The sequence below is a fragment of the Acinetobacter sp. KB005 genome (assembly GCF_049949095.1).
GTDB lineage: Bacteria > Pseudomonadota > Gammaproteobacteria > Pseudomonadales > Moraxellaceae > Acinetobacter > Acinetobacter calcoaceticus.
On sequence record NZ_CP188191.1, the window covers coordinates 3,775,977 to 3,789,252 of the forward strand.

At 39.5% G+C, this 13,276-nt stretch carries 13 protein-coding genes; 5 read left to right on the plus strand and 8 right to left on the minus strand.

Translation table 11 applies throughout. From position 1 onward, the window contains the following. Window positions 1–57: 57 nt before the first annotated feature. From lepA to ACPF64_RS18070, 4 genes are all read right to left on the minus strand, one after another. Complete coding sequence (gene lepA, locus ACPF64_RS18055) at window positions 58–1,875, minus strand: translation elongation factor 4 (RefSeq protein WP_003650302.1); 1,818 nt, start codon at window positions 1,873–1,875, stop codon at window positions 58–60. 183 nt (window positions 1,876–2,058) lie between these two features. Continuing rightward, window positions 2,059–2,607, minus strand: coding sequence for a GNAT family N-acetyltransferase (locus tag ACPF64_RS18060; protein WP_151743902.1), 549 nt, complete (start codon window positions 2,605–2,607; stop codon window positions 2,059–2,061). Window positions 2,608–2,627: 20 nt separating this feature from the next. Beyond that, window positions 2,628–3,080, minus strand: coding sequence for an acyl-CoA thioesterase (locus ACPF64_RS18065; RefSeq protein WP_198495320.1), 453 nt, complete (start codon window positions 3,078–3,080; stop codon window positions 2,628–2,630). A 126-nt stretch (window positions 3,081–3,206) separates the two neighbouring features. Next, window positions 3,207–4,583 carry a Do family serine endopeptidase gene (locus tag ACPF64_RS18070; RefSeq protein ID WP_426454942.1) on the minus strand — a complete coding sequence of 459 codons (1,377 nt, stop codon included), beginning with the start codon at window positions 4,581–4,583 and terminating at the stop codon, window positions 3,207–3,209. Window positions 4,584–4,813: 230 nt separating this feature from the next. Here ACPF64_RS18070 and nadB point away from each other — a divergent pair, with 230 nt between their 5' ends. Continuing rightward, the gene (nadB, locus tag ACPF64_RS18075) at window positions 4,814–6,457 is read left to right on the plus strand and encodes an L-aspartate oxidase (RefSeq protein ID WP_426454944.1); all 1,644 of its coding nucleotides are present in this window, start codon (window positions 4,814–4,816) and stop codon (window positions 6,455–6,457) included. A 56-nt stretch (window positions 6,458–6,513) separates the two neighbouring features. Here nadB and ACPF64_RS18080 read toward each other — a convergent pair whose 3' ends face one another. From ACPF64_RS18080 to pabC, 4 genes are all read right to left on the minus strand, one after another. Beyond that, a complete protein-coding gene (locus ACPF64_RS18080) occupies window positions 6,514–6,930 on the minus strand; it encodes a PaaI family thioesterase (RefSeq protein ID WP_003650294.1) in 417 nt (138 codons plus the stop codon). Window positions 6,931–7,070: 140 nt separating this feature from the next. After that, a complete protein-coding gene (gene tmk, locus ACPF64_RS18085) occupies window positions 7,071–7,670 on the minus strand; it encodes a dTMP kinase (protein ID WP_426454947.1) in 600 nt (199 codons plus the stop codon). Window positions 7,671–7,679: 9 nt separating this feature from the next. Beyond that, a complete protein-coding gene (mltG, locus tag ACPF64_RS18090) occupies window positions 7,680–8,750 on the minus strand; it encodes an endolytic transglycosylase MltG (protein WP_426454949.1) in 1,071 nt (356 codons plus the stop codon). A gap of 1 nt (window position 8,751) precedes the next feature. Then, window positions 8,752–9,564 (minus strand): aminodeoxychorismate lyase, encoded by an 813-nt coding sequence (gene pabC, locus ACPF64_RS18095; protein ID WP_017391847.1) that lies wholly within the window; start codon window positions 9,562–9,564, stop codon window positions 8,752–8,754. A gap of 263 nt (window positions 9,565–9,827) precedes the next feature. Between pabC and ACPF64_RS18100 the strand changes: the two genes are divergently transcribed. From ACPF64_RS18100 to cysW, 4 genes are all read left to right on the plus strand, one after another. Further along, a complete protein-coding gene (locus ACPF64_RS18100) occupies window positions 9,828–10,835 on the plus strand; it encodes a sulfate ABC transporter substrate-binding protein (protein WP_209831301.1) in 1,008 nt (335 codons plus the stop codon). A gap of 30 nt (window positions 10,836–10,865) precedes the next feature. Then, window positions 10,866–11,474 (plus strand): alpha/beta hydrolase, encoded by a 609-nt coding sequence (locus tag ACPF64_RS18105; protein WP_056481452.1) that lies wholly within the window; start codon window positions 10,866–10,868, stop codon window positions 11,472–11,474. Between the two features lie 80 nt (window positions 11,475–11,554). After that, a complete protein-coding gene (gene cysT / locus ACPF64_RS18110; protein WP_003650283.1) occupies window positions 11,555–12,388 on the plus strand; it encodes a sulfate ABC transporter permease subunit CysT in 834 nt (277 codons plus the stop codon). Beyond that, window positions 12,385–13,269, plus strand: a complete 885-nt coding sequence (gene cysW, locus ACPF64_RS18115; protein ID WP_045429575.1) for a sulfate ABC transporter permease subunit CysW — start codon at window positions 12,385–12,387, stop codon at window positions 13,267–13,269. Before cysT ends, cysW begins: the two co-directional genes overlap by 4 nt. The last annotated feature ends 7 nt before the right edge of the window (window positions 13,270–13,276 follow it).

Genomic DNA, 13,276 nt, shown 5'->3' on the forward strand with positions numbered 1-13,276 from the left:
TAGCTGCTTGTCTTAAAGTGGGGGAAAAGTAATATCTTACTTCTCCCCCCTCATTTCTTATCTTTCTACTTTCAATACAGCCAAGAACGCTTCTTGTGGAATTTCAACACTTCCCACTTGTTTCATACGTTTCTTACCTTCTTTTTGTTTAGAAAGTAGTTTTTTCTTACGTGAAACGTCACCACCATAACATTTCGCTAATACGTTTTTACGCATCGCTTTTACAGTAGAACGAGCAATAATTTGTGCACCGATAGCTGCTTGAATAGCAACGTCGTACATTTGGCGAGGAATCAAATCTTTCATTTTCTCAACCAATGCAATACCACGATGACGCGCGTCATTACGGTGACAAATCATAGCCAAGGCATCAACCTTGTCACTATTAATTAATACATCAACCTTAACTAAAGCTGAACTTTCGAAACGCACAAAGTTATAGTCTAGCGATGCAAAACCACGAGAACATGATTTTAATTTATCAAAGAAATCCATAACGACTTCAGCCATCGGGATTTCAAAGGTAATAGAAACTTGATTACCCAAGAATTTCATATCTTTTTGAACACCACGGCGTTCAATACATAGGGTCATTACATTCCCTAGGTACTCTTGAGGAACAAGGATATGACACTCTGCAATCGGCTCACGCAAATCTTCTACAGTAGATCCGTCTGGCATTTTTGATGGACTATCGATATAAATCGTTTCGCCCTTCTTGGTTAATGCTTCATAAATTACGGTAGGTGCAGAACTGATGAGATCAAGGTCATATTCACGCTCTAAACGCTCTTGTACAATCTCCATGTGTAGCATTCCTAAGAAGCCACAACGGAAACCAAAACCTAATGCATCTGAACTTTCTGGTTCAAAGAATAAAGCCGAGTCATTGATCTGCAATTTTTGTAACGCTTCACGGAATGGCTCAAAGTCACTCGCATCAATCGGGAAAAGACCAGCATAAACCTGTGGCTTAACCTTTTTAAAACCTGGTAAAATTGCAACATCAGGTGTAGCAGCAAGGGTAATAGTGTCACCTACTGGTGCACCAAAAATATCTTTAATACCCGCAATAACAAAACCTACTTCACCAGCTTCAAGAATATCTGTTTCAGTATGCTTAGGATTAAATACACCCACTGAAGTTACCGGATGAGTTTGTCCTGTCGATTTAACCAACATTTTGTCGCCCTTACGGATACGACCTTGTTTAATACGTACAAGAGAAACTACACCTAAGTAGTTATCAAACCATGAGTCGATAATTAATGCTTGCAATGGAGCATCACGATCGCCTTCAGGCGCTGGAATAACATCGACTAAACGTTCTAAAACACCTTCAACACCCAAACCTGTTTTTGCTGAACAAGTCGGTGCATCTGTCGCTTCAATCCCGATGATTTCTTCAATTTCATGAATTACACGTTCAGGTTCAGCCTGTGGTAAATCAATTTTATTTAAAATAGGAAGAACTTCGAGACCTTGTTCAATTGCGGTATAACAGTTTGCAACTGATTGTGCTTCTACACCTTGTGCAGCATCTACAACCAATAGCGCACCTTCACATGCGGCTAATGAACGAGAAACTTCATACGAGAAGTCTACGTGTCCAGGAGTATCAATAAAGTTAAGTTGATATTCTTGACCATTTGGATGAGTGTAATACAGCGTGACAGAAGCGGCTTTAATGGTAATCCCACGTTCACGCTCAAGCTCCATTGAGTCTAAGACTTGGGCTTGCATTTCACGATCTTGTAGACCACCACACATCTGAATAAAGCGGTCAGCCAATGTAGACTTACCATGGTCAATGTGAGCAATAATCGAGAAATTTCGTATATTTTTGATATCGACGGATTTTTTAGCTTGCGCCATGGGTTACCTTGAGAAAATATAGAGTGCTATGTAGCTTGTTTTAATACACAGCCAAAGCAGTTAAATTAATTGCGTGCGATTATAACAGATTGCAGATATGAAAAAGACATAAATTCTTTCTTTTAAAAAAGCTTTTTAAACTTCTCAACATAACAAACTATTTCTCTTGGAAGAGTATGTAAATCAGTACAGCTTTAGCTCAAACCTAAGCAGGCTTGCAGATAAATTATTGCCAGTATGATTAGCGATCTTTCCAATCAATTTGAATCCAAGTTTGTGAACAACTTGCTGGGATCTAATGTTGGGCTCAAATATCTCAGCCCAAACATATTTTATTTTTCGTTGGAATAATCCCTCTTGTTTCAAATAGTGAATTAGCCCTGTAAGAGCTTCATGCATATATCCCGAACCCCATGCATGAGGATGAAGCTCATAACCAATGACTACCGCAAAATCATCACCAATCGGTTTGACAGCATTTACTCCACATGTTCCCAACATAGTTGCATCTTGTTTAAGACGAATAGCATGTCTAAAACCTAGCCGTTGGTCCCATTTTTTATGCATTTTTTCAATTAGAGCCTGAGCTTCTTCTAATGTAGTAAAGGCTTTTAAATCATAAAATTCGAGTACGCTTGAATTTGAAAATAATTCAAAGACAAAATCTTTATCATCATCTGTAAGATCACTTAAAACCAACCGATCAGTTTCTATGGAAAATGAATACTCCAAATTTCAGCCTCTCTTTTTTACTAGCTAACATATGAAACAGTAAAATCATAAGGGTTTATGCTTGAATCAAGTGGCTTGTATGCATGGGTAAAAGTTGGAGACATTCGTTTTGGACGCCCTGTGGCAATTTCAATACATGCCCATTTTGTATTTCCAACAAATAATACAGCCTGATCTGATGGACGGAAAAATACATACTGGCGGAAAGAATAAAGAGCATTGATATCATCTAACCATGTGCGTAATACAATTTGTTCGCCTTCAAATGCAGCTTTACGATATTGCACATGATGCTCAACCGCGACCATTGCATGTTTTAGTTCGAGGTATTTAGTGACCCCTACTCCTAAGGTTTCAACATGAGCAGCAGCTACATCCTGCATCCACTGTACATACATCACATTATTCACATGTCCTAACGCATCAATATGATGTGGCTGTACCTGAATATGTAAATCAAAAATACTACTCACGAATGTTCACACTCTTATTTATTAACTTTCAAACTGAAATAAGTGTAGGTAGATATCACTATACGCTCAAGATAAATAACAAAAAACCACCCATGTTTAGGGTGGCTCATTGTTTCTTTTTTAAGTTTACTGGATACGTAAACCGAGCATTGCGCGTTGTCCCTGACGAATAATCGCGACACGTGCTACGGTATTTTTTTGCAAGTTAGAAACGACTTTTGCAAAATCCTGACTATTTAAAATCTGGTTATTGTTGACTTGAACAATCACATCACCTGGAATGATATTTGACAATGATGCTAAGCCACCACGGCGAACATCTTGTACATAGATACCACCTTTTACACTTAAAGCACTTTTTTCTGGCTCAGCTAAATCACGAATGCTCATTCCTAAAACTGGTCCTTTAGATACAGCACTTTGTGCTCCTGTGGCAGGCGTTTCATCTGGGGCAGTTGTTAAAGTTGCTGAAATATTACGGGTTTTATCATCACGTAAAACTTCAAACTGAACAATTTGATTCGGCTGTACTTTGTTCAATGCGTAGAGTAATTCACTAGTGCGCGATACCGGATTACCGTTATATTTCAAAATCACATCTCCAGCTCGCAAGCCTGCTTTTTGTGCAGGCGAGTTCGGAGAAATTTGAGTAATTAAAGCACCTTCAGGTTTTGGTAACTTGTAAGCATCAGCAAGGTTGCGGTCAATGTCTTGCATCATCACACCAAGATAAGAGCGTGTTACCTTACCTTTAGTTTTAAGCTGTTCGGCCACATCCATCGCTACGTCAATCGGGATAGAGAAAGACAAGCCCATATAGCCGCCAGTACCACTAAATATTCGAGAGTTTACCCCGACTACTTCACCATTTTGGTTAAACAATGGACCACCAGAGTTACCTGGGTTTAGCGCAACGTCAGTTTGAATAAATGGTACCGACGTTTCACCACTCATATTTCGTGATTTAGCACTCACAATACCTGCTGACGCAGAGTAGTCAAAACCAAAAGGCGAACCAATTGCTAAAACGGGCTCTCCTACTCGTAAGCGGTCAACATTTCCTACGCGTAAAGCTGGATAGCTATTTCCAGTCACTTTTAACAATGCAACGTCTGTACGCTCATCACTACCAACCACAGTTGCATCAATTTCACGGCGGTCATTTAAAGTAATACTAATACGTGAGGCATTTTCAATCACATGGTGGTTGGTGAGTAGGTAACCATCTTTACTAATAAAGAATGCACTACCATATGCGGTTTTTTCTTGTGGACCTTGTTGCTGCGGAATGATGACCTGATTTCCAAAGAAACGTTTCAAAATTTCAGGAACTTGCTGCTGCAACAGTTCATCCTGAGTCATTTTTTTTACGACGTTTACACTCACCACTGCTGGACTAACTTGTTCAACGAGGTTTGAAAAATCAACAGTAGCATTTGCTTGAACAGCAGCAACTGTAAATACCGCTGCATACATTCCTTGTTGTAAATAGCGAGTTTTCATTCGGTGCTCACCCACAATTGGTCTACGAGAATAAGAATAAAACTTTTGTATCACAACGCCTTGGAGTTGTGCGTAACAATATGTTTATTTGTAAGGCAACCTTACAATCATTATTTTACGCATTGCAACTTTTTAAGCCAATTGCAATTTTTCTCTGAGTTAGAGCGCTTAAGCTCTTGCCTTTTTAGATAAAAAGCGGTGTCATTAGCGGACGTTTTAAATTGATGCGAATGGACATGCCTAATTTACAGACAATTCACCACTTTGACGTGATTATTGTGGGCAGCGGCGGCGCTGGTTTGAGTCTGGCTTTATCGTTACCAAATCATTTTAATATTGCAGTTTTAGCAAAAGCTGCTTTAACTGAAGCAAGTACCTTCTACGCTCAAGGTGGTGTTGCTGCTGTTCTTGATGAGACTGACTCTATTCAACAGCACATTAATGACACTATGATTGCAGGTGCCCATTTATGTGAAATGGATGCGGTACAACATACCGTAGAAGGTGGTCGCCCTTCTGTAGATTTTCTTTTAAAGCAAGGCGTGCAATTTACCTTAGATGAAGACGAACAACTTCATTTAACCCGCGAAGGCGGTCATTCACAGCGCCGTATTATCCATTCTGCGGATGCAACAGGTAAAGCTATTTCAACCACCTTGGTTGAACGTGCCCAAGAACGTAAAAATATTACTATTTTTGAAAACTATATTGCGATTGATTTAATTACTTCACAAAAATTAGGCCATGTTGACCAAGCGAATCGCGCTATTGGTTTATATGCATTAGATGAAAACACAGAAAAGGTTCATACCTTCCTTGCACCATTTACCGCGCTTGCTTGCGGCGGTGCGATGAAAGCTTACCTCTACACATCTAATCCAGATATTGCCACTGGTGATGGTATTGCTATGGCCTACCGCGCAGGTTGTCGTGTAGCCAACATGGAATTTAATCAGTTCCATCCAACGTGCCTGTACCATCCACAAGCTCGTTCATTTTTAATTACCGAAGCGATGCGTGGTGAAGGTGCTTACTTGCGCTTACCTGACGGCGAACGTTTTATGCTACGTTTTGACGATCGTGCAGAACTGGCTCCACGCGATATTGTGGCACGTACCATTGACCATGAAATCAAACGCCTCGGTATTCGCCATGTGTGGTTAGACATCACGCACAAATCACCAGAGTTTATTAAAGAACACTTCCCTACACTTTACGCGCGATTGCTTGAATTGGGCATCGACATTACCAAAGATATGATTCCTGTCGTGCCAGCAGCTCACTATACTTGTGGTGGTGTTGTCGTTGACTCAAATAGCCAGACCGATATTGAAGGCTTATATGCTATTGGGGAAACGTCTTATACGGGTTTACATGGCGCAAACCGTATGGCGAGTAACTCATTACTTGAATGCTTCGTCTATGGCATGAGTGCAGCAAAAGACATCGAAAATAAATTTGATAAAGATTTAAAACTACCAGAAGTACCAAGTTGGGATGACTCTCAAGTCACCAATCCAGATGAAGATGTGGTGATTTTACAAAACTGGGATGAGTTACGTTCTACCATGTGGAACTACGTTGGTATTGTAAGAACCACAAAACGTTTAGAACGTGCTTTACACCGTATTGAAATGTTAAAGCGTGAAATTACCGAATACTATCAAGATTATCGTGTGAGCAAGAACCTGATTGAACTGCGTAATCTTGTTCTCGTATCTGAAATGATTGTTCGTTGTGCGATGCAACGTAAAGAATCACGTGGTCTACATTACACACTCGATTATCCTGAAACCTCGAGTGAAATTCGTAAAACTGTTTTAACACCTCCAAACTTTGCAGTAGAACAGCCATTGGTTAATACAGAGCTGTAATTCTTATAAAACAAAAAAAAGCACAGTTCAGACTGTGCTTTTTTTTGTTTTGATATTTATGATTTAGGTGGAATTGAATAAGTCGCGGTCACATGTGCAACGGGTTCATCCAAACCGACTGAATAAATCCAAACCTCACCCACCACCAAGCTCTTTCCTACTTTCATGAGCTTACACTCACTGCGTAAGTCTTGATCACCCGCAGGTTTGCGTAAAAAGTTAATATTAAAGTTAGTCGTCACAGCTAAACCAATAATTCCGATTTCACCTAAGATAGCAATATATAAAGCAAAATCTGCTAAGGTCATCATGGTTGGACCTGATATGGTGCCACCGGGACGTTGATGTCTTTGATCGACATGATAATAAACAACCGCAGCTTTGGGCGTGACTGATTCAATAGTGCAATGTTCAAGACTTGGTGGAAATTCCTTTTCAAGAAATGCCACGATTTCTTCTTTTGAGCTTTTCATCCTTGTTATTCTTCAATCTATAAATCATATGTAAGATAGCATAAGAAAATAACAGATATTTTCTATGACGTTTTAAATCAGAATTAACGTCATTTTGCACCACTCCCATAGTTTATAAGAGTGGCTCCCCATCCAATTGCTTATCCTAAATATTGCAAAGCTTGCTCAAACACCTGATCTGGGTTTTGCGTAGCATCTAATCGCTTAATTCGTTCGGGTTCAGCTTTCCACAAGGTTTCATAACCTTCACGAACCTTAGTAAAGAAACTTAACTTTTCTTGTTCAAAACGGTCTAAAGCTCCACGTTCACGTGCACGGTCCATCCCCAGTTCAATCGGTGCATCTAACCAGAAAGTCACCTCTGGCATGCGTGAAACAAAGTTCTGATTTAAAAGCTGTAATTTATCTTGGCTTAAACCACGACCAGAACATTGATAGGCAAAGCTTGCATCGGTAAAACGATCACTTAATACAATTTTATTAGATTCTAAAGCAGGCAAAATGACCTGTTGTAAGTGTTGAGCACGTGCCGCATAAATGAGTAATAGCTCGGTATCATGACTCATATTTTCATCATGATTGACTGCCAAAAGCATAGAGCGTATTTGTTCTGCTAACGGTGTACCACCCGGCTCTCGCGTTAAAACAACTTGTTTGCCTTGCTCTTCAAAATGCTGATGAATTTTTCGAATAAGCGTAGTTTTACCTACACCTTCCGTGCCTTCAAAGCTAATAAACATCTCTTTTCCTTATTTCTTCGATCTCAACACGGATAAATAGTCTTGCACCGCTTGATTATGCGCTTGCAAGCTTGCCGTAAATTTATGCCCACCATTGCCAGTCGCTACAAAGTAGATGTTATTTGAGTCATCTGGATGCAACGCAGCTTCAATTGCTTTTTGGCTTGGCAAAGCAATTGGAGTTGGTGGTAAGCCATTAATAGTATAGGTATTATATGCTGTTGGGGTACGCAGGTCTTCTCGGGTAATATTTCCCTTATAGTTATTGCCCATACCGTAAATAACAGTTGGATCCGTTTGTAAACGCATACCAATTTTTAAACGGCGGACAAAAACGCCAGAAACTTGTGTAAGTTCACTGTCTAAACTTGTTTCTTTCTCAACAATAGAAGCCATAATTAATGCTTCATATTTGTCTTTATAAGGTAAATTCGGCGCACGATTTGCCCAAGCTGCATCTAGAGCTTTCATTTGACGATGATATAAATCGGTAAGAATTTTCTTGTCAGTCTCGCCTTTTGCAAAGAAATATGTATTAGGTGCAAACAAACCTTCTGGATGATCATAAGGAATGCCAAGCGCTTTCATCAGCTGATCATCGGGTAAATCTAATATTGTATTTTTTACGTTTTTATCATTTTTTAATGCAGTAATAAGCTGTTTAAAAGTTGTGCCTTCAATAACCAAAACACGGTTCATCTGAGCATTATCTGCATCAGATAACATCTCTAATACTTCTCTTACACTCATTCCCTGTTCAATTTCATACACACCAGCTTTCATGCTGTCATGAATCATAAATTTCTGATAAAGCTTTAATACCACTGGAAAGCTAATTTTGCCTTCTTTCGCCAACCGATCAATAAAACCAGAATAGGTTTCACCCGATGTAATGGATAACATCTGTTTTTTGCCTTCAATCGGATAAGCTTTAAATAGACTCGACCATAAAATGGCACAAGTAGAAATTAAAACAATAAACAGGCCAATTAGAACCAATCGCTTAGAAAATTTTGGAGCTTGTTTTTTGTTATTTTTCTTGGCGTTTTTTGCTTTCGCATTCACAGGTGGCTTCGGCATATTAATGAATCTGATTTAAGTTAAGGAGATGAAATAAATCTATGCATGCCTGTGTTTCTAACGTTTTCGCTCCTAAATGAGTGACCACTCGCATAGGATGTAAAGCATTACAAAAGAATAGACTTTGTATTTCAGATACTTCATCTAGCTCAATTATACGTACTTCACAGGCAATTCCATGGTGCTGCATACGCGCTAAAATTTCCGCCCGCATTACACCGTGGACGCCATTATAGCGAAGTTCGGGAGTAATCCATCTATCATTTAAACGAATAAAACAATTACTACTGACTCCTTCAACAATATAACCTTGTACATCAGTAACTAATGCTTCAGCCCACCCTAGTTGATCTGCTTCTTTTTTTAGCAATACTTGTTCAAGACGGTTTAAAGATTTAAGCCCGACTAAGCTCGGCATGGTTAAACCTAAAGCCTGATTTAAAACGCCACACTGAATAAAGTCTGGCTGAAATGGCTCTAAAGCTTTCGGATAAAACCAGATATAAATATCAGCCTGATGCTTTGGCAAACTATAACCACGGTCACCTATCCCACGACTGATCACAATTTTTAAAGTGCCATTGAGCACAAGATGCTGTTTTTGTAGTTGCTGCAAACTCTGTTCTATTAATTCAAAATCTGCAGTTAAAAACAGTTTTTGACATGCAAGTTTTAGGCGTTCCCAATGTCTTTCTTTAAGCTCAATCTGGTTTTGAAAAATACGAATTGTGGTGAAGCACCCATCTCCATAATGAAATGCTCGATCCAGTAAAGGAATGGTTTCAACAGGTTGACCATTTTTAAAACACCACATGTTTAATCCACCCTTTGCTTAAAACGATCCAACAATACAACACCTTTCATTTAAATAATAAATGACTGATTTTAAAAAATTATACCGATTTCGTATCTACTTTTGAAACTTGTTGTATATCAAGATTTAAGAATAACTTATCTGTTTTTACTATTTCCATTTTTTTCATATTAAATTCGTTTTTTATTATTTTTTTAGAATAAAGACTAGCGCTATTCTGCGTTCATGTTTTGAACATTTCATATTTTTTGAGGGATTATCTCATGCGTTTTTCTCAGTTAAAAGTCGGGGTTATTGCTGCACTTCTTTCAGTTTCATCATTTGCAGCTCAAGAATTTTTAAACGTCTCTTACGACCCTACTCGTGAGTTATATACAGATTTCAATAAACAGTTCGGTACTTACTGGAAACAACGTACTGGTCAAGATATTGAGTTTAAACAATCACACGGTGGTTCTGGTAAACAGGCACGTGCTGTTATCGATGGCTTAAATGCAGATGTAGTGACATTAGCACTTGCAGCAGATATCGATGAAATTGCTGAAAAAGCAAAATTACTTCCAATTGACTGGCAGAAAAAGTTACCGCAGAACTCTACCCCATACACCTCAACAATTGTGTTTTTAGTACGTAAGGGTAACCCTAAACAAATTAAAGACTGGGGTGATTTAATCAAACCAGGTGTAGAAATTATTACACCAAACCCGAAAACTTCTGGTGGCGCTCGCTGGAATTATCTTGCAGCTTGGGCTTGGGCAAAACATCAACCAGGTGGTAATGATGCAAAAGCACAAGAGTACGTTCGCCAAATTTATAAACATACTAAAGTTTTAGATTCGGGTGCTCGTGGCGCAACCACTACTTTTGCTGAACGTGGCATTGGTGACGTCTTACTTGCTTGGGAAAATGAAGCACATTTAGCGCTTCGCGAACAGCCAGGCAAATTTGAAATTATTACCCCTTCTCTTTCGATCCTAGCTGAACCTCCAGTTGCAATTGTTGAAAAGAATGCGACTAAAAAAGGTAACCTCACGATTGCAAAAGGTTACCTCAACTACTTGTATTCACCAGCTGGCCAAGAAATTGCAGCACGCAACTTCTACCGTCCACGCAATGCAGCCGTTCTTAAGAAATACAGCAACGTATTTAAGCCATTGAAGCTTGTAACTATCGACAAAGAGTTTGGTGGTTGGACGAAGGTACAAAAGAAACACTTCGACAATGGTGGTGTTTTCGATCAAATCGTGAAAATCAATAGTACAGAGAAGTAATTCTTTGTACTAAAGATAAGGAGAACAGACATGATTCACACTGTAATTGTTCCGGGTGTAGGTGGAAGTGAACATCAGCATTGGCAATCTTGGTTGCAGCGTCAACTCGTGTCTAGTTCTCGTGTTGAGCAAAAAAACTGGGATAGACCAGTATTAAGTGAATGGGTTGAACAATTCGTTAAAACAGTTCAAGTAGCGCAAGCTCCTGTACAAATTGTTGCGCATAGTTTTGGTTGCTTAACGAGTGTTGCTGCTTTAGCTGAATATCCAGAGTTAAAGAGCCAAGTTAAAAAACTTATTTTGGTTGCTCCAGCAAATCCAGCACGCTTTGGGGAAGCTGGTTTTGCCCGCCATAGTTTGACTGACTACAAAGCATATTTTCATCAGTTAAAAATTGATGTGCCAACATCTCTGCTCATTAGTGAAAATGATCCATGGCTCGGCTTTTTTGATGCTTTACAACTTGCTAAGTCGTGGAAATTAAATCCAGTTAATCTTGGTGAAGTCGGCCATATTAATGTTGCTTCAGGTTTTGGACCATTTCCAGATTTGCTGAATTATCTGATTCCAGAAGATTCGATGTGTAGTCACTCATCTATCGACCCGGTAAAAACTCATTTCTCTTTGAAATTTGCTTAATACCCATCTTTATATCGCACCGTTTATCTTTATTTATTCGCTTACTGGTTTCAGCAGGCTTTTCTCTTTGAGGAAATATCATGTCGCAGCGATCCCGAGTGCTGCCTGGGTTTGGTCTATCTTTGGGCTTCACCCTCGCCTATGTGTCTTTTATTGTGCTTATTCCATTAGCCGCAGTCTTTATCAAATCATTTGGAATTGGATGGGACGGATTATGGGAAATTTTAACGTCTGAACGTATTTTAAAATCGCTTCAACTCAGTTTTAGTTCAGCTTTAATAGCAGCATTTATTAATGTTGTATTTGGCTTACTTCTGGCTTGGTGTCTTGTACGTTACAACTTCCCAGGGAAACGTCTGGTTGATGCATTAGTCGACCTACCTTTTGCTCTTCCAACTGCAGTTGCAGGTATTGCACTGACTTCGCTCTATGCACCTACTGGCTGGATTGGTCAATATCTCGAACCTCTAGGCATTCAGGTCGCATATAGCCCAATCGGTATTACGTTGGCATTGGTCTTCATTGGTATTCCATTCATTGTAAGAACAGTTCAACCAGTACTCAGTGATATCGAAACTGAGCTTGAAGAAGCAGCTTCAGCACTTGGCGCAAATCGCTGGCAGACGATTACTAAAATTATTTTACCGATATTACTACCGGCTTTGTTCACAGGTTTTGCTTTAGCATTTGCCCGCGGTGTGGGTGAATATGGTTCAGTTATTTTTATTGCGGGTAACCAGCCGTTTAAAACAGAAATTGCTCCACTCATGATCATTTCACGTCTTGAAGAATATGATTATGCAGGCGCAACAACGATTGCTGCGGTCATGTTAGTTCTCTCTTTCATCATTTTATTTGCCATTAATTTACTTCAAGCGTGGGCAAACCGTCGTACAGGGAGAAATGTCACATGAACCTACATACTGACAGCAATGCGCTTGCGCTTAAATTGCAATCACGAGATGCGACACGTGAACCAACTTGGGTACGTTACACACTCATTACCGTGGCTCTGATTTTTTTCTTAAGCTGCCTAATGTTGCCACTCATTCTGGTTTTTGTAGAAGCATTTAAACAAGGACTTGAAGTCTATGTTCAAGCGTTGATTGATCCAGACACGCTATCGGCAGTGAAATTGACCTTATTAACCGCAGCAATTGCTGTACCAATTAACGTGATATTTGGTGTTGGCGCTGCATGGGCTGTCTCTAAGTTCCAGTTTAAAGGTAAGGCAATTTTAACCACCATCATTGATATGCCTTTTTCGGTTTCACCTGTTATTGCAGGCTTAATGATTGTATTGATTTTTGGTGCGCAAGGCTGGTTTGGCGGATGGTTAATGGAACACGACATCAAAGTTTTATATGCCGTACCCGCAATTGTTTTAGCCACTATTTTTATTACTGTTCCATTTGTCGCACGTGAGTTAATTCCACTCATGGAGGCTCAAGGAACTGAAGAAGAAGAAGCAGCGATTGTACTCGGTGCATCAGGATGGCAAACCTTTTGGAAAGTCACTCTACCAAACATTAAATGGGGTTTAATTTACGGCGTGATTCTATGTAATGCTCGTGCAATGGGTGAGTTCGGCGCAGTATCTGTAGTTTCTGGTCACATCCGTGGTGAAACTAATACCCTGCCACTTCATGTCGAAATTTTATATAACGAGTACACTTTTAGCGCAGCGTTTGCCGTGTCCTCATTACTTGCTTTCTTAGCCCTATTAACACTGGTATTGAAAACGTGGTTAGAACTACATCAAGACAAACCAGAACCGCATTCAACTGATTCGTAAGGAATGA

Coding starts and splice junctions, on each gene's coding strand:
- lepA (WP_003650302.1), bottom strand. CDS start 1,875: ATGGCGCAAGCTAAAAAATCCGTCGATATCAAAAATATACGAAATTTC.
- ACPF64_RS18070 (WP_426454942.1), bottom strand. CDS start 4,583: ATGAAAACTCGCTATTTACAACAAGGAATGTATGCAGCGGTATTTACA.
- nadB (WP_426454944.1), top strand. CDS start 4,814: ATGGACATGCCTAATTTACAGACAATTCACCACTTTGACGTGATTATT.
- ACPF64_RS18080 (WP_003650294.1), bottom strand. CDS start 6,930: ATGAAAAGCTCAAAAGAAGAAATCGTGGCATTTCTTGAAAAGGAATTT.
- tmk (WP_426454947.1), bottom strand. CDS start 7,670: ATGTTTATTAGCTTTGAAGGCACGGAAGGTGTAGGTAAAACTACGCTT.
- mltG (WP_426454949.1), bottom strand. CDS start 8,750: ATGCCGAAGCCACCTGTGAATGCGAAAGCAAAAAACGCCAAGAAAAAT.
- pabC (WP_017391847.1), bottom strand. CDS start 9,564: ATGTGGTGTTTTAAAAATGGTCAACCTGTTGAAACCATTCCTTTACTG.
- ACPF64_RS18100 (WP_209831301.1), top strand. CDS start 9,828: ATGCGTTTTTCTCAGTTAAAAGTCGGGGTTATTGCTGCACTTCTTTCA.
- ACPF64_RS18105 (WP_056481452.1), top strand. CDS start 10,866: ATGATTCACACTGTAATTGTTCCGGGTGTAGGTGGAAGTGAACATCAG.
- cysT (WP_003650283.1), top strand. CDS start 11,555: ATGTCGCAGCGATCCCGAGTGCTGCCTGGGTTTGGTCTATCTTTGGGC.
- cysW (WP_045429575.1), top strand. CDS start 12,385: ATGAACCTACATACTGACAGCAATGCGCTTGCGCTTAAATTGCAATCA.